The organism is Pedobacter sp. BMA, assembly GCF_001027745.1.
GTDB lineage: Bacteria > Bacteroidota > Bacteroidia > Sphingobacteriales > Sphingobacteriaceae > Pedobacter.
Genome location: NZ_LECU01000007.1, coordinates 79,168 through 96,665 on the forward strand (window position 1 = coordinate 79,168; position 17,498 = coordinate 96,665).

General features: G+C 39.0%; 14 protein-coding genes. 10 read left to right on the forward strand and 4 right to left on the reverse strand.

All coding sequences use genetic code 11. The features are described from left to right. Positions 1–643: 643 nt before the first annotated feature. Positions 644–2,845, forward strand: a complete 2,202-nt coding sequence (locus AB669_RS16805) for an FUSC family membrane protein (protein WP_231582698.1) — start codon at positions 644–646, stop codon at positions 2,843–2,845. Here AB669_RS16805 and AB669_RS16810 read toward each other — a convergent pair. Genes AB669_RS16810 through AB669_RS16820 form a run of 3 tightly spaced genes read right to left on the reverse strand, consistent with a single transcriptional unit; the run spans position 2,835 to position 6,676 of the window. Beyond that, on the reverse strand, positions 2,835–3,275 hold the full coding sequence (locus AB669_RS16810) for a hypothetical protein (protein ID WP_047800508.1): 441 nt from the start codon (positions 3,273–3,275) through the stop codon (positions 2,835–2,837). The two genes, AB669_RS16805 and AB669_RS16810, sit on opposite strands and share 11 nt — an antisense overlap. Next, positions 3,276–4,271 carry a PorP/SprF family type IX secretion system membrane protein gene (locus AB669_RS16815; protein WP_047800509.1) on the reverse strand — a complete coding sequence of 332 codons (996 nt, stop codon included), beginning with the start codon at positions 4,269–4,271 and terminating at the stop codon, positions 3,276–3,278. Further along, on the reverse strand, positions 4,271–6,676 hold the full coding sequence (locus AB669_RS16820) for a gliding motility-associated C-terminal domain-containing protein (RefSeq protein WP_156166771.1): 2,406 nt from the start codon (positions 6,674–6,676) through the stop codon (positions 4,271–4,273). Before AB669_RS16820 ends, AB669_RS16815 begins: the two co-directional genes overlap by 1 nt. 357 nt (positions 6,677–7,033) lie before the next feature. On the opposite strand from AB669_RS16820, the gene AB669_RS16825 reads away from it, so the two are divergent. After that, positions 7,034–7,444 carry an organic hydroperoxide resistance protein gene (locus AB669_RS16825; protein WP_047800511.1) on the forward strand — a complete coding sequence of 137 codons (411 nt, stop codon included), beginning with the start codon at positions 7,034–7,036 and terminating at the stop codon, positions 7,442–7,444. A 61-nt stretch (positions 7,445–7,505) separates the two neighbouring features. Here the strand turns inward: AB669_RS16825 and AB669_RS16830 are convergent, their stop codons facing one another. Next, positions 7,506–8,801, reverse strand: coding sequence for a DEAD/DEAH box helicase (locus AB669_RS16830; RefSeq protein ID WP_047800512.1), 1,296 nt, complete (start codon positions 8,799–8,801; stop codon positions 7,506–7,508). Positions 8,802–9,150: 349 nt separating this feature from the next. Between AB669_RS16830 and AB669_RS22215 the strand changes: the two genes are divergently transcribed. The 8 genes from AB669_RS22215 (at position 9,151) to AB669_RS16865 (ending at position 17,471) form a co-directional block, all read left to right on the forward strand. After that, the gene (locus AB669_RS22215; protein WP_156166772.1) at positions 9,151–9,321 is read left to right on the forward strand and encodes a hypothetical protein; all 171 of its coding nucleotides are present in this window, start codon (positions 9,151–9,153) and stop codon (positions 9,319–9,321) included. Between the two features lie 392 nt (positions 9,322–9,713). Beyond that, positions 9,714–10,736 (forward strand): LD-carboxypeptidase, encoded by a 1,023-nt coding sequence (locus AB669_RS16835; protein ID WP_047800513.1) that lies wholly within the window; start codon positions 9,714–9,716, stop codon positions 10,734–10,736. A gap of 326 nt (positions 10,737–11,062) precedes the next feature. Further along, the gene (locus AB669_RS16840; protein ID WP_047800514.1) at positions 11,063–12,355 is read left to right on the forward strand and encodes a TolC family protein; all 1,293 of its coding nucleotides are present in this window, start codon (positions 11,063–11,065) and stop codon (positions 12,353–12,355) included. 42 nt (positions 12,356–12,397) lie between these two features. Beyond that, positions 12,398–13,591 carry an efflux RND transporter periplasmic adaptor subunit gene (locus tag AB669_RS16845; RefSeq protein WP_047800515.1) on the forward strand — a complete coding sequence of 398 codons (1,194 nt, stop codon included), beginning with the start codon at positions 12,398–12,400 and terminating at the stop codon, positions 13,589–13,591. Further along, the gene (locus AB669_RS16850) at positions 13,591–14,337 is read left to right on the forward strand and encodes an ABC transporter ATP-binding protein (RefSeq protein ID WP_047800516.1); all 747 of its coding nucleotides are present in this window, start codon (positions 13,591–13,593) and stop codon (positions 14,335–14,337) included. Before AB669_RS16845 ends, AB669_RS16850 begins: the two co-directional genes overlap by 1 nt. 11 nt (positions 14,338–14,348) lie before the next feature. Continuing rightward, positions 14,349–15,572: an ABC transporter permease gene (locus tag AB669_RS16855; protein WP_047800517.1), complete on the forward strand. Its 1,224-nt coding sequence runs from the start codon at positions 14,349–14,351 to the stop codon at positions 15,570–15,572. A gap of 136 nt (positions 15,573–15,708) precedes the next feature. Continuing rightward, positions 15,709–16,776: a sensor histidine kinase gene (locus AB669_RS16860; RefSeq protein ID WP_053058451.1), complete on the forward strand. Its 1,068-nt coding sequence runs from the start codon at positions 15,709–15,711 to the stop codon at positions 16,774–16,776. Continuing rightward, positions 16,773–17,471: a LytTR family DNA-binding domain-containing protein gene (locus AB669_RS16865; RefSeq protein WP_047800518.1), complete on the forward strand. Its 699-nt coding sequence runs from the start codon at positions 16,773–16,775 to the stop codon at positions 17,469–17,471. The genes AB669_RS16860 and AB669_RS16865 overlap by 4 nt, the downstream gene beginning before the upstream one ends. The last annotated feature ends 27 nt before the right edge of the window (positions 17,472–17,498 follow it).

The window sequence follows — 17,498 nt, forward strand, 5'->3', positions numbered from 1 at the left end:
AGCGACAAAACGCTTTATAAATAAAAAACGGGGCCTGTTTTCTTTCGATTCAGTTTCCCCGTTTTTAACCTCAATGTAAGCCATAGCTTCGATTAAGGCATCAAATTTTAAATACGCTGATCTTTCCGTTATCGTTAGGCTTAAAGCTTTTGCGATACGTGAAAATTTATCTCCGTCTATTAAGTCCTTAAACTGCTTAGCTTTCGATAATCTCTGTTTAGGCCTGTGCAATCTCTAATATGCTTTTCCGAAGATAAGCCATATGCTGTTAATGGTTTGAACCATTTCAGTTGATTGTTTTCCTATGTAAACTGTCCGAGATAGGGGCCTTTCGGCTCTTTATTTCTTTTGGACGTTTTCAGAATTCAAAGTACTTCGTTTTTGATATGATCTAATTTAGTACACTTGCTGTAGAAAAGCAAATAAAAAAGCATTTGTTTTATAAACAATTTTATTCACCAATATTTGCTGTTTATCAACACTTTAAACAAAAAAAACCGGTCATCAATGCTTCTAAACCAATATCAGGTCTGTTGTTCACATTTCTGGATCTTTGGGTTACTAACAAATTTTATCAACATGACAATCAGCGCTTTAACAGTTTTCTGCTTAAAAACTGAGAATTCAGTAAAAAGTTAAATTTTTGCGCCAACAAAAAGCGATGGTATTATGTTATTTTTGTACCATGCAGATCAGGCAACCCATTAGAAATATACAAGATTTTTTATTGAGTACGTATTTCGCGGATGGGTTACGCATTACTATTGGTGTGCTGCTACCTTCATTAATTCTGGCTCAGTTTGGAATGCTTAAATATGGCATGACACTTTCCCTGGGTGCCCTATGTGTGAGTGTTGTTGACACTCCGGGGCCAATGGTTCACAGACGCAATGCAATGCTGGTTACAACGGTTCTGATTTTTGTATTCTCCATTTTAACAGGCTTAACCAATAAAAACCATTATTTCATTGCAGCGTTACTGGCAGCCTCGAGTTTTATCTTCTCGATGTTCTATATTTACGGTGTAAGAGCGGCATCTGTTGGTACGGCCGTGTTACTGATTATTGTATTAAGCATCGATGATATCAGACCCTGGCAAGACGTGATCAGGCACTCCTTTCTGGTATTGGCCGGAAGCGTGTGGTATACGGGCTTAAGTTATTTTGTTTACAGGCTACGCCCCTTCCGTTTACTTCAGCAATCATTAAGCGATTCAATATGGGAAGTAGCGGAATTTTTAAGGGAAAAGGCGAAGTTTTACCATCAAAACACCAATTATGACAAGACCTATGCTGATTTGCTTCAGCTGCAGGTTTCTGTACATGAGAAACAGGATGCTGTAAGGGAGCTATTATTCAGAACGCGGGAAATTGTAAGGGATTCAAGTCCTGAAGGGCGTTTTCTACTCCTGGTATTTGTAGATATGGTTGATTTGTTTGAGCAGGTAATGTCGACATATTACAATTACCAGCAGCTCCACGAACAATTTGACAAAGCTGGTATTCTGAAAGATTATGAGATGGCGATTAAGCGAATATCTTATGCACTTGATGATATTGCCTTTGCACTTAAAAGTGGTGGAAAGCCCAATCTTTCAAAACGGTTGTTAATTGAAATTGAGCGATTAAAGATTAAGATTAATCAGCTTGAGCGAGAGAATACTGACCAGAAATATAGTACAATAGGCATCATCGCTCTTAAAAACATTGAAGTAAATATTGAAAATATTCTAGCCAGGGTTAAAACCATTTACAGTTATTTTAAAATCAGAACCAGCAAAGATATCCGTCAGGCTGAAGTAGATAAGGACAAGTTTATTACCCGCCAAAAATTTGACTTCGATATTTTTAAAGACAACCTGACTTATAGTTCGTCTACCTTCAGGCACTCGCTAAGGGTAACTGTTGTTATGATGCTCGGTTTTATTGTGGCAGAGGTATTGAATTTCTCGCACAGTTACTGGATTTTACTTACGATTCTTGTGATTTCCAAACCGGGTTTCAGCCTCACAAAAGAGCGCAATTATCAGCGATTGATCGGCACAACCATTGGGGCGTTTGTAGGTATGGGTGTACTTACCTATATCGACGATCGCCATACCTTGTTTGTCATTTTACTGATTTGCATGATCGGAAGTTACAGTTTCCAGCGAAAAAACTACGTGGTGAGTGTGCTTTTCATGACCCCTTATATCCTGATCCTATTTGATTTTTTGGGTATGGGGTCCATTGCACTGGCGCGGGAAAGAATTTATGACACGTTTATCGGATCTGGTATTGCGCTGCTGGCGAGCTACTCACTGTTTCCAACCTGGGAACATGAGAAACTGAAGGAAGCAATGATCAATATACTGAAAGCCAATAAAGCCTATTACGAGCAGGTAGCCAGATTGTACTTTGAGAAAAATTATAACAGAACGGACTACAAGCTAGCGAGAAAGGAAGTTTACGTAAGCACAGCCAATCTGGCTTCCTTATTTCAAAGAATGTTTTCTGAACCTAAGAGCAAACAGTTGTTCATTAAAGAAGTGCATCAATTCACTACTTTAAATCATTTGTTGTCGTCTTATATTGCTACCCTATCGCTGTACAATAAAGAACATGAATTTATTTTCGATAATTTTGATGCCCTAAAACCATTGTCGGGAAATACAGACTATCTGTTTGACATGGCGATCGAGAACCTGAACCTCAATAAAACTACAACAGATAATGTTCCTTTAATCAGAATAAGTGATAGCGGGCTCATGATCAAAAAGGGTGAAGATTTAGTGCCTGAACAATTTGATTTGATTCAGAAGGTGGCTTACGACCTTTATAAATTATCCGCAAAAATCAAGATTTAGGTTTTGTAAGCAATGCATTACACCCGTTGAACGGTAAAGTGTACGAAATATTATTATCCAGCTTAAAAACAATCCGGGATTGACAGTCCAGCTTATTCTCTAACAGGTTATCTATATCAAAAGCTACCGGATAAAATTTCTGTTCGGGATTATCAGATTTAACTACTTCATCCCTTTGTCTGAATTTAAGTTTAATCTCCACATCACCAGCCACAATGTAAATCTTCTCTATTTTTTTGAATGCAGCATTTGTGGTGAAATTAAGCATTACCTGATTGTCGGGACTGCCTGAGTAGCGGAATAAATCGTATGCGTAATAATTTTTAACATCTCGAAAATACTGGTAGTCGATACTTATTTTGCGCTGTTGAGCATTTGCAATTGTACCAGATAAGATTAATAAAAGTGTATATAAGATATGTTTCATCATTTAGAATTTTGGGCATGGAACCTTAAATCCCTTGAAATTATTGTGACGGTAAATGAAAGACAGTTCATAGGTACGCGGTGTAGCACTGAGCAGCTTGTTGCCATAAACAGTATAGTTTATTCCGGCGCTGATGTTGCCCATCCCTACCCCAAGATAAGGATAGAACGAAGCCTCATTAAATTTATACCACAGGCCAAAATTAAGCTTCATCTTGGTGTCTTCATTAGGCTTTAGTCCGATTACGGTTCCCATGATTGCATCATTGTTATTCTTTTGAACGTTATAAACACCTGTGAGGTTAAGATCAACGTTATTATTTAACAGATATAGCATGCTTGCCGTAGCCGTTTTCCTTGAAGCGACAAGTTCGCTACCGCTGGTTAGTAAACTTTCCTGAGGCTTGTTCAAGTGGTACTGCGCATAGCCGAAAGCAAAGCTTGTACGATCGAAGTTCGCAGAAAAATTAGCGCCTATAGCCAGGTCAAAATAAGTGGTTTTATCATTCTTAATATCCAGGTAATTCGGCATGGACTGATCGAATCCACCGTCGCTATATTGTGATGCGAAAGTGAGTTTATTGTAGTCGAGATACCTGGATACATAAGATACCTGTGGCGCGAGGCCAAACTTAAATTTATGCTCAACATCAAGATACTGGTAATAAGAAAAGCTGGCACTGATATACTGTGATTTCAGCGCTTTGTTAAAAGATTCGTCAAACAACCCACTTAATCCTAAACTGAAGACACTATTGGTAAAGTTTTCATCTTCAACCAGCTTTACATCTCCGGAAACGCTGTACGTGTTATAAGGATCTCCTAAATTTCCCCATTGCTGACGGGTGTTTGCAGCTATACGGTATTCGCCATCAAAAAAGCCCGTGTATGCTGGATTTAAAGTTAATGGCGCTGCGAAGTACTGCGAAAACTTTGGATCCTGAGCAGTGCAAGACAACGTTGCGAAAGAAATTAATAAAATAAGTACCGCTCCTTTCATTATAATATTAATATGGTTTTTCCTGTCGATTGAACTTTACCTCCAAAAGTGTCTACTCCTTCTGCAAACCAGGAGAAGGTTTCTAAAGGTTGCATTTTACTTTTAAACTGACCATCCCATCCTCCGTTAGCCAATGTTTCAGTTTGATATACCAAGATTCCCCATTTATTAAAGACCTTGAAGCTGGTTAGTTTCTGAACACTTACCAGAAAAGGATATAGTCTGTTGTTCGTTTCCTTATAGGGAGTAAACGCTGTAGGCACAATGATTTTTGGTGTTGGAAGAATGTCGAGTTCTATTGGTGCAGAAACTATACATCCCTTTTCATTCTGAAGTGCAATGTAGTAAATCCCTGCCTTATTCACTTTAGATGGATTTAACAATGGATGTCTTAAAGAGGCATCTTCAAAGTAGCTCACTTTTTCGAAATCTTTACTTCCTTTAATAATGTTCGCGGCGGTCAAGTCGACAAATTCCGAATCAAAGATTGCTTTAGGCTTATTTAAAACTATGGTTGGTGGGGTATTTATTGTTACGTTAATACTTCCTGTAGCATAACATCCTGAAGCGTTAACCGCTTTGATGTAATAAACTCCGCTTTGGCTTATCGCCCTTGGATTTCCGATTTTGTTCAGCAGTGCTTCATCATAGTAATAACTGTAGTTTAGTTTTTCAGTACTTCCGTTGTACAAACTGGCATCTGTGATATCAAGTTTCTCCGGAAAGCAAACGGCGCCTGGATCTTTGACTGAAAGTACCGGCAGCTCGTTAATGATCACCACAATTTTACCGCTAACCATACATCCTCTTGAATTTATTGCTTTTACATAATAATTACCGCCTTTGGTTATGCTCTTGCTTTCTGTTAACGGAATAGAGAGGTTTTCATCCTGATAGAAGCTGTAACTAAAAGTATCGTCGCTCCCCTCAAAAACACTGCTGTTGGTAATATCAACAACCGAAGGGAAACAAACTGCAGCAGGATTTGTGATTTTAAGAACAGGAAAAGGGTTAATGTTCACTTGAACAGGTAATATTTTGCTACAGCCCATGTTGGTTGTCAGCTTCACGTAGTAGGTACCTGATGTTTTGATGTGCTTAGGATCCTCGATTGGTTTTAAGGCTTCTTTATCTGCAAAATAACTCCGTGTGATTTCTGATGACTTTGAATATAACCCATCGAGCGTAATGTCTACAGTTTCATTATAACAGACAGGATCAGGGTTTTTTACGGTGATATCGGCCATATCGAACACGGAAATAAGAATGGGGCTCACGCTTTCACAGCCGCTAAAATTGGTTGCTTTGATATAGAAGGTACTGTTTTGAGAGATTTTGGTGGAACCCGTCAATTGCTGTGTTAAATCTTTATCGGAGTAGGCCAGATAGGTAAAGCTGGCAAGTTTATTCAGGATAAAAGATGAACTGGTGAGATCAATTTCAGCATTCTGACAAACCCTGTTTTGTGCCGATACCTGAACTTGATAATCGACACTATGGATGACTGTACTTATGGAGCTTGGGCAACCAAAACCGGTATAGGGAACAACATCAAGAATAACTTTGGAACCTTCGGCTGGGGTGGGCTTTATCGTAATGGATTGTCCTGATCCATATTTAACAGAACGGTCTTCGTTATACCAGGTATAGGTTTGAAAACCACTTGGTCCGGACATGCTCAATTCCTCTGTTCTTTTGCAATAAGTATTTCCTACGATCAATTCTCCGCAAAGGTTATTGACATCGACATAGGCATATCCGAAATGGCCACCAAGTGTACAATCGGAAGTTATGAACTCAATCAGCAACTGTTTTCCCTGGTAACCGGAAAGGTTGATGGTTACCGGGGTCCATTCCTTATATATCACCGTTGCGTTAGACTTCGCCTTCTGGAATCCGGGAAGATCTGAGGTGGCGACATATTCAAATGAAGCACACGGTATGTATTGATTGGTTTCGAGATCTTTTACCCGTGCTATAAAACGGGGTTGTTCTTCGTTTAAATGATTAGGATCCTCCAGTACTACAGCGTATTGGTAGGTTAACGTGAATTCTGGCCTGTTGGCAGGAATATTTATGAGATAAGAGATTTGGTCAACCTGACCGCCGGTACCATTGTTTCCCAGCTTAACCGAAAAGTTCCCTCCATTTTCAGGTACCAGCTTAAATCCACCATATATGTCTCTTGCATCTTTATCTGTGACAATATTCTCCCTTCCCGACACCGGATTGTCAATCTGATTAATCGTCATAACACCTTTGTCGTTTGTAAAACCCGCATAGATTTTCCAGTTCTGAAAATTTCCATATTCAAAACCAATATTCTCCGGACAGGATTGCGCATACATTTTGGTCACCATCGCTATACTGGCAACGAGTAACACTAAAAAAACTCTTTTAATCAACGGGAACGATTTAAATAGTTATGATGTAAAAATATTATTTTAGTATATCCAGCGTATTAGTGTCAATAGAAGACAGATGTTTTTTACACCAAATGATATATTACAATATCAATGTTGTGAAAAATCAAGTCTATGTAAATTCAACTTATACAAAACAACCTACTGACTTACAGAATCCTATGAGTTATCCTTCTTCAAAGTAACACTCATTTATGATTCCCAAGACTGCTGCACCGGATATCACTTTTTTACATGAAATGCTCATAAAATGAAGTGAACACTAACGGCATAGGTCAAAAACTAAACAATGCAGGCGCCGGTTTGTTATTGACTATGCATTAAAAAATTAAGAAAATTATGGAAAAGCTATATACGGCTGAAGTAACAGCTACGGGTGGAAGAGATGGTCATGTTAAGTCGGGAGACGGGATTTTGGATTTCGAACTTCGAAAACCAAAAGAACTCGGAGGTCAGGGTGGCGCTACGAATCCTGAAGAATTATTCGCAGCCGCATGGGGTCCCTGCTATCTGGGCGCCTTAGGTTCAGTTGCTGAACGTGATGGTGTAGATGTTAGTGAAGCCTCAGTTAAAGTGCTCGTATCCTTCAATAAAGATGGAAATTCATTTGTGTTATCAGCAGATCTGGATGTTCATATACCAGCTATATCGCATGACGAAGCGCAACAACTTGCAGATAAGGCGCACAGAGCCTGCCCATATTCAAAAGCCGTTAAGGGAAATATAGAGGTTCGGGTTACGGCAGTATAATAAAAAAAGGAACGCTGACAATTAGTGGCGTTCCTTTTCTACAAAATTTGAATATAATATTTTAGGATAGCCCTTTTTTGTTCTTCCAGGTCATTTTAGCTTTCATGCCAGCACTATAATTATAGTCTTTCAGGTTACTGGTCTTTTTATCATGAAAAGCTGCTCCACGATCGGAAGTATCTTCTTCACCATGTTTCTTTTTGTTTGTTTTTGGAGCCACATCCGCTATTGTAAGTGTTTCTGGCAACTCCATTACCTCCATGCGCTCACCTACCGCCTGTTCTATCTTCTTCACCTCGATTAATTCAATATCTGTAGAAAAAGTGATGGCTACAACTTCATCGTCTCCTTGTTTAACTATGCGATGAATTAGCACTTCTTTTTGCTCAGGTAAATCAAAGTGAAGAATAATCGGAATTCCGGATATATCCAGTTCGCCGGCATTTTCATTGGCTACGATTAATACTCTTGACTGGTCATTGTCCTTGAAATCCTCAACTTCGTCAAATCCAAAATCATCAAAGAACAAAGGGCGATAAATACTCACAGCGTTTTCAAGTTTGTTTTCGAAGTTTTTGAAAACAGTCTGTGCTGTTAAACGCGTATTTACGAATACAACAACTTTATCGAACACATCCTTATCATCGAGTAAAATGGTAAGGAGATTAAGCTTGGTTCTGAAATTTGGGACCTGATATAACATCTGAGGGTAAACCTCTGCCTGTTTTTCACCAATATCATCAACTTCTATTGTTGTCGCAGAATCTTTCATGAATGGTGAAATCATGTGCTCAAGTTTTGAATGCATCAGTTCTGTAAATACAAGATGTTGAGATTTATATGCGCTGTTAGCCAATTCTACAACCGGCAACTGTAAACCTTTTTTAACGATCAGCTCAGCATTATCTACAATAAACAACTGAATTTTATTGGTGTTTAATGCCAATTTGAGATATAGGGCACGTGCACGGTCCGGTACTGCAACAATAATATCACATCCATCTGTGATTTCATTCATTTGATTGTCTATGGTTCCACGACTGTCAATCCCTAAAATTCTGAAGGTGCTGTTCCTGTTCAGTAACTTGAATTGATCCAGTACATGGTCAACATGCTCAATATCAGGAACAAGAATCAAAGCTCTTGGCGCTTCCTCGAAAGCATACTTTAACTTCATCAATGTTGCTAAAACATAAGTTGTTGTTTTCCCTGCTCCTTCCGGCCCAATTGCAATTACATCATGACCCCCTAAAATTCTGGACATTGATTTTGCCTGAATTTCCTTAGGAGCCAGAAATCCTGCTTCAGTCATTGAAGCAACAAGCGACTTACTTAGTTTTAATTTATCTAATGACACGTGTACTATGTTAATGTTTTAAAATGCAAATATCCTTAAAATAATTAGCTTTTCAGAAAATGAATTGAATGTGAAGAAAAGAATAGTGAGAAACAGCCTGAATATCAATCTTATTAGCCATAATGCGTTATTATGAAAAAGCTATTTCAGAAGATTTGCGACCTCAATTTCAACTATAAATGCGGATTTGGAGGCACCTATAAAAAAATAATTCACTGATAAACAATAAATTACAAAATATATTCAAAATTAGACTACTAAATAGGTAGATATTATATTCTTATTTATATATTTGCTGAACCTTAATCAATAACTAAATCATATGTTAAACAATTAAACGCAGGAGATCATGTCAATCTATTTTCAATACCCGGCAATTGAGGAGTATCCAATTTTTGCAAATTCTGTCAAAGATTTGGATATCGAGCGAAATGAGCGTGGAGCACTCGAAGATGAAGATACGATTATTCGGGAGGAGATTATAGAACTGAAAGATTTTTTATCGCTTAAACCTGTTTAGCATGCACGGCCAGTTGACCGATTGGAAGGTTGAAGTTTCATAAACTTTTACACAATGGTTCGAATCCATTACTAGGCCACTAAGTGTTTTCATATCACTTTCCCTGATTTCTGCTCAAAGTCAGGTAAGATTTGGTTATCTTATATTTGTTTTGTTGTTAGCAAAGGCTATCCGCGAGGGATAGCCTTAACTTTTTTCAACTTTTGGCAAATTTTTCTGAAATGTTAAAACTTTTTTTTTGAATCCTGGTTACTTATATAATTCACATTATACTAATCTTTTACAGATTAATTTGTTTGGTTTAAAAAAGGGATTTATGGATATAAATCCCTTTTCTTTTGGTCCATAAAATTTAATCTTATATTAGCTTAAATTAATCCTTTTTGATTAGAATGAAAAGAAAACATTTCCTTTCTTCGTTTATTGCATCTGTGATTCTCTTTCCTAATTTTAAAATACTGGCCCGCACGAATGCAGAAGAAAGCTCAGCTTTTAAGGTTCCTTCATACCTCAAAAATGGAGATGAAATAGGAATCAGCAGTCCCGCGGGATACATATCGCCAGAAGAGATTCAGCCTTCAGTTTTGCAGATGCAAAGCTGGGGTTTTAATATAAAGATAGGTAAAACCATTGGCAAGCGCGACTATACTTATGGCGGAACTGATGAAGAGCGCCTGTCGGATTTTCAGACTATGCTTGATGACCCTAACCTAAAAGCGATTATGTGTGCCCGTGGAGGGTACGGTTTTGTGAGGATTATTGACCGACTGGACTTCTCTTCATTCAGAAAAAATCCCAAATGGATTATCGGATTCAGTGATATCACGGTTCTTCACTGCCACCTGGCAAAAAATTATGGAATAGCATCTATCCATTCTAAAATGTGCAATAGCTTCCCAAGTGATTGGGTGAAGGCGGAGCCGATACAAATTGAAACTATTCTTTCAATAAAGAATGCTTTAGCAGGAGCTCAAATGCACTATAACGCACCTGCTCACTCCAAAAACCGCTACGGAAAGGCTGAAGGGATTCTGGTTGGAGGAAATTTAAGCATTATTGAGACACTGGCAGGAAGCAACTCAGATTTAGATACGAGGAATAAAATTCTTTTCATTGAAGATACCGGGGAATACCTTTACAGTATCGACAGAATGCTATGGAATTTAAAGCGAAGCGGCAAGTTGAAAAACCTTCGCGGACTGATTATTGGTGGGTTCAAAGTGAAACCTGATGACGCCGGCGAGGAGTTCGGTAAAGACGTTTACGACATCGTTCTTGAAAAAGTTAAGGAATACAACTATCCAATTGCTTTTGACTTTCCGGTTGGACATCAAAGAAACAACTTTGCATTAAGGTGTGGATTGAAGCATAGTGTAACTGTTAATGAATCCGGGACGCAATTGCTTTCGCTTTAAGTAAGTGCTATTCGAACCACTAGATCAACCATTTCAAATCTTCGTCTAAAGCCTGTCTTAAGCCGTGCATGCCAATGACACTTGAATTCAGGTGGACAACTATTAAAACATCCAAAACTGAAATCTCTTAACTCCAATTATACAAAAATCGCTCACCCTAACGAATAAGAGTACAGCAAAGTGATGTACATCATCATTCCGATATCTCATAATTTTAGACTTACGTCTCAACAATTCGTCCCTGTGTCTCATTTGAAAAACTGACATGCTTTGAGGATATATTTTTGTGTTAATCAGATCATAAAACGACACAAAATTTATTCGCCATGAGCAAATACATTAAATATATTATTATCCTTACGCTCCTTGCTGTCGCGTACATAACGAAGGCGCAGGAAGTTCCAAAAGTATGGGATTTAAAAACGGCTATTGAATACGCAAAGGAAAAAAATATCAGCATTAATACGCTAAAGTTAACAGCACAAACTGCAGGGCAAAGTTTAATCGCATCCAAATCTGCTGTTCTTCCAAATCTGACTGGTAATGTATCCCAGGCGATAACGAATTATAAATCCGGGTTGCAGAACACCAGTGGCTTAGGGCTAAGCTCAGATTTAATGTTATATAATGGAAGCTATTTAAAAAATGATATTAAAGCAAAAGAACTAAGTGTAAAAACGGCGAACTTATCTGTTGAGGCGGCAAAGAACGACATTACCATATCCATCACGCAAGCCTATTTAAATATTCTTCTGGCGAGAGAAAATATCACTTACCTTAAGGATCTACTTTCGACAAGTGAAGCACAGGTAAAACAATCAGCGCAACAATTTAAATTTGGCACGATCGCGAAGAAAGACCTTTTACAATTACAAGCTACTTATGCAAATGATAAATATACTTTAGTTGCAGCTCAGAACACTTTGCAACAAAATATCTTAACACTGAAACAATTGCTGCAAATTCCCACTTCAGAAGCGTTTGAAGTCAGTGCCGATTCTGTACAAACACCACAGGTTTTAGATAACCTGGCGTCGGCACAGGATAAAGCATTGAGAACGCGACCTGAAATCAAAAGCGGAGAACTAAACATTCAGCTTCAGAATATTGAACTGGCAAAAGCCAAATCGACCTTAAGGCCAACATTGAGCCTGGGCGGTTCACTGTATACCGGATATAGCAACAATAGTGCAGGTAGTTATTCGTATCAGCTTAACAACAATTTTTATCAGAATCTGGGGCTGACATTATCTATACCGATTTTCGATAGAGGAGTAACAAAGACCAATGTGGCGAAAGCGAATATTAATATTGAACAGGCTCGTTTGTCGCTATTAGATTCAAAAACCACGCTCACGCAGAATGTGGAGCGGGCTTACATTAATGTACAAAACGCCAATAGCCAGTTTGCAGCTGCTCAGGAACAGTTCACCTATACCAGTGAAGCGCTGCGAATTTCAAATGCGGCTTTAAAGGAAGGCACTAATAACATCGTTGAGAATCTCCAGCAGAAGAATTTATATGTGCAGGCGTTGCAGGCTTTCGTTCAGGCAAAATATACGGCCAGTTTATACACCAAAATATATAATTTTTATACAGGAGTTCCAATAACTAATTAAAACATGGTAATGGCTATTGCCGGATCAATTTAATATTTAATCATGAAGAAGAAAACCATATTTATCATCATCGGCATAGCAATAGCAGCTTTTGCCGTCTGGTACTTCGCCCTCCGAAAAACGGAGCAGGTTGTTGTGCTTCAAACGGAAAAACCAAGTACAGGTTATATCTCTGAAAACGTTACAGCAACAGGTAAAGTTCAGCCAGTTGATACCGTCGCGGTGGGTACCCAGGTATCAGGAACAATTAAAACGCTGTATGCCGATTTCAACTCAAAGGTAAAAAAAGGGCAACTACTGGCTGAACTTGATAAAACGCTGTTCGAAGCATCAGTAAATCAATACCAGGCTAATCTGGTGAGCGCACAGAGTGCCTTGGTTTATCAACAAGGTAACTTTAGCCGACAAAGCAACTTATACAAGGTTGGTGCGGTTAGTAAGGCAGATTATGACAATGCTTTATATACCATTAACGCCGCTAAAGCCTCAGTAAACAGTATTAAAGCGCAGCTGGCTTCAGCACAGAAAAACTTGTCACTTGCCAGTATCTACTCTCCTATTGATGGAACTGTACTATCCAGAAGCGTAAGTGAAGGTACAACGGTTGCAGCCAGTTTTAGTACGCCTACCATCTTTAGCATCGCCAAAGATTTGACCAAGATGCAGGTTGAAGCGTCGGTAGATGAGGCCGATGTAGGTAATATTTCTAAAGGTGAGCGTTCGACTTTTACGGTAGACGCTTTTTTGAATGACACCTTTAAAGGAACTATTGAGGAAATCAGGTTAAACCCGACTATATCATCCAATGTAGTTACTTATACAACTATCATTAATACCTCTAATAATGATAATAAGCTGAAGCCCGGAATGACTGCGAACATTACCATCTTCACTAAAGAAGTAAATAATGCGTTGCTTATATCAGCTAAGGCAGCTAAATATAGTCCCGATTCAACTTTGAATGCCAAGTACAAAATGACCTGGGTTAATGCGGATAAAAAGCCTGCCGCTGCAGATGAAGCCTATGTTTGGGTACAGAAAAGCGCAGACGAATTGGTTCAGAAAAAGATTAAAACAGGTTTAAATGATAATACTCACATTGAAGTTATATCAGGTTTAACATCATCGGATATTATTATTACGGGTTCACAAGCCATGGGCAAAAGAGAAGCAGCAAGTCAGGCTCAATCGAGTCCTTTCATGCCCAAACGTCCGGGCGGCAACAGGAAAAAATAATGGAACAAAAAATATTAGATATAAAGGATTTGAAGCGTGAGTTTGTGATGGGCGACCAAACGGTGCGGGCGCTGAAAGGTATCACTTTCGATATCAAGGCGGGCGAGTTTGTAACCATCATGGGCAGCAGCGGATCGGGTAAGACGACACTCCTGAACATTCTAGGTTGTTTAGATAAACCGAGCGATGGCGATTATCTGCTTGACGGTGTTGACGTAAAGAGTTTAAACCGTGATGAACTTGCCGGATTAAGAAACACAAAAATTGGTTTCGTATTCCAGGCTTACAATCTTTTGCCCAGAACTTCGGCTTTGGAAAATGTAGAATTGCCATTATTTTACAATAAAAGCATCTCTGCAGAAGAAAGAAAAAACAGGGCGATAAAATCACTCGAATCGGTAAAGCTAGCAGAGCGCTTTGATCATACGCCAAGTCAGCTTTCGGGTGGACAACAGCAACGGGTGGCGATAGCAAGGGCATTGGTTAATCATCCGGTGATGATACTGGCTGATGAAGCAACGGGAAACCTGGATACCCGTACGTCATACGAAATTATGGCATTGATGCAAGAATTGAATAAGGAGGGAAAGACCATCGTTTTTGTCACACACGAGCCTGATATCGCCGCATTTAGCACCAGAACAATTATGCTGAGAGATGGAAAAATACAAAAGGACAGTATAAACACCAATCAGCGCTCGGCAAGGGAAGCTTTAGACAGTTTGCCGGAGTCAGATGATTATTAATTAATGAAAACATGGCCATTTTAAATTTATTAAGAATTGCTTTCTTAGCATTGCAGCGAAACAAACTCCGTGCATTCTTAACCATGCTGGGCATAATCATCGGGGTTGCAGCGGTAATTGCCATGATGGCAATTGGTGAAGGTTCGAAGCAAAGCATCAGGTCGTCACTTTCGGGAATGGGTTCTAATACGATCACCATTATGCCGCAAAGTAACGAGCCCGGAGGCGTTCGTTTACAGGGAAGCAGCATACAGACTTTGAAGATGGAAGATGTCACCGCCATTGAAAAACTACAGTCAAAAAACATCAATGGTTTATCTCCTGTAGTATCTACCAGCGGGCAGGCGATTAAAGGTGCGTATAACTGGCCTACTACCATCACCGGGGTAAGCACTGATTATATCAAAATCCGGCAGTTGAAGTTGAAAGACGGAATTTTGTTTTCAGATAAAGATGTAAAGCGCTTCGCAAAGGTTTGTATCCTGGGGCAAACGGTTATTGATAACCTTTTCCCTGATGGAAGTAATCCGATTGGCCAGATTATCCGGTTCAAAAGCATTCCTTTTCAGGTGATCGGCGTTCTGGAGGCAAAGGGACAAAGTAACTTTGGACAAGACCAGGATGATATTATCCTGGCCCCTTATACCACAGTTCAAAAAAGAATTACAGCAACAAACTATCTGCAAAGCATTTATGCATCGGCAACTACTGAAGCCAGCAGTGACGCTGCTACAACCGAAATATCTGATGCGGTTAGAGAAAGTCATAGATTAACGGAAGCAGAAAGTGATGATTTCCAAGTACGTACACAGGCTGAACTGATCAGTACCATCAGCTCGACAAGTAGTATGTTAACGGTCTTGTTGACTGCAATTGCGGGTATATCACTTTTGATAGGTGGTATAGGCATAATGAATATTATGTACGTATCGGTTACAGAGCGTACCAGGGAAATCGGTTTACGTATGTCAATCGGTGCCCGGGGACAAGATGTTTTAATGCAGTTTTTAATAGAGGCAATTTTAATCAGTATCACCGGCGGTATTATAGGGGTAATTCTGGGTGTAAGTTCTGCTTACCTCATTTCTTTCTTCCTGAACTGGCCAATCCTCATTTCCGAATCCTCAATTGTTATTTCCTTTATTGTATGTGCCGTTACCGGTATTTTCTTCGGCTATTATCCAGCTAAGAAAGCATCAAATCTAGATCCGATCGATGCATTAAGATACGAGTAGCAATCCAGTATCGGGGCTTGTAGGTTGAGAGACTACTTGTCCCGATACACTACTCCGTTGCTATGGCAAAAGTGGTCAAAGGAAATTATTTCATATCCCAAATCATCATTAAAAGAGAATAAATAATAACTTAGCCATGCAGACTGCCAGACCAAAAACAATGACCATTAACTTTTCAAACAAATGGATGAAATTGACATTGCACATTTTAGTATGGGTAGTGCTGATTACACTACCGTATATTCTAAATGTAAACAGAGGAAGGCCTCCCCGTTCGCTTACTCATTATGAAGAAACCCAATTTATAAGACTTAATTTCATCAGTTACTTCTACTGGATAGCCATTTTCTATCTGAACAGCATGATTCTGATTCCAGCTTTTTTTTACAGAAAAAAATACCTGCTTTATGCTTTATTTTTCGTTGCCTCTTTGTTGATGGCGATAACAATCCATGCCCTCTTGTTCCGTAACTTATTACCTGATTTAGACTTTAACTTAGGTAGAACCCTTTGGTTTAATACGCCAACTTTCTTGTTAACAATTGCCGCCAGTACAGCGTTTACCATGGTTTCTGACCGAATCAGCGAAGAAAAACGGGTTTTGCAGCGTGAACAGGAAAACATGAAAACTGAGCTATCCTTCCTTCGTTCACAAATTAGCCCGCATTTTATTTTTAACGTATTAAACAACATTGTAGCATTGGTACGCTTAAAAAGCAATGAACTGGAACCCACAGTGATGAAACTATCCGGGCTGATGCAGTATATGCTTTATGAGACAGATGAGGAAAAAGTTTCTATTAAAACAGAAACAGAATACCTGCAGGCTTATATTGATTTGCAAAAACAACGGTTTGGGAAGAAAGTGTCTATTGAAACAAATATTGCTATTAAAAGTGAGTTTGACGAAATTGAGCCCATGTTGTTAATTCCTTTTATCGAAAATGCATTTAAGCATGGGGTAGGCATGATCCAAAATCCCCAGATTTTTATTGACTTGAAAACCGAAGACGAAAAATTGACTTTTGTGGTTCGAAATAAGTACAGTCTGGATGAACACGAGGTAAAAGATGCGGCATCCGGTATAGGGTTAGCAAATGTATCACGGAGGCTCAATTTATTGTATGGAAATAACCACCACCTGGCTGTTGAGAAAAATGATGGATGGTTCAATGTAAACTTAACTTTAAAATTAGCGATATGATAAGATGCCTGGCCATTGATGATGAACCATTAGCGCTGCAACTACTGGCAGATAACATTAGTAGTATCCCTTTTCTGGAGTTAGTAGCAAGTTGTGATGATGCCTTTGCTGCAAATAAGATCATGCAGGAACAGCCCATCGATTTGATTTTTATCGACATCCAGATGCCAGGAATTACCGGCCTTCAATTTATTCAAAGCCTCGTTAATAAGCCCATGGTTATCATTGTTACTGCCTATAAACAATATGCCCTTGATGGATTCGCGCTCGACGTTGTAGACTACCTCATGAAACCAGTATCGTTAGATCGTTTTATGAAAGCCTGTAATAAGGCCAGGGATTTGTTTGAGCTTAAGCAACCTGCCACGCAACATCATCAGCCTAAGCAAGATTATATGTTTGTTAATGTTGGATACAGCTTAATGAAGGTAAATTTTGCCGAAATCACTTATATAGAAGGTTTAAAGGATTATATTCAGATTCATACTTTTACAAGTCCGAAGGCTGCTATAGTTCGCATGAGTATGAAAGCCATGGAAGAAGAGTTACCGGGTAATTTTGAAAGAATTCACAAATCCTTTATTGTGAATATTGAAAAGATAACCGCCATACGTAAAAATGCGGTTTTTGTAGGCGAAAAAGAGCTTCCCGTTAGCGATAGCTTCAAAGGTGTAATTGAACGGCTAATAAAATAAACTGCCTTAACCCACTGGGCATCACTT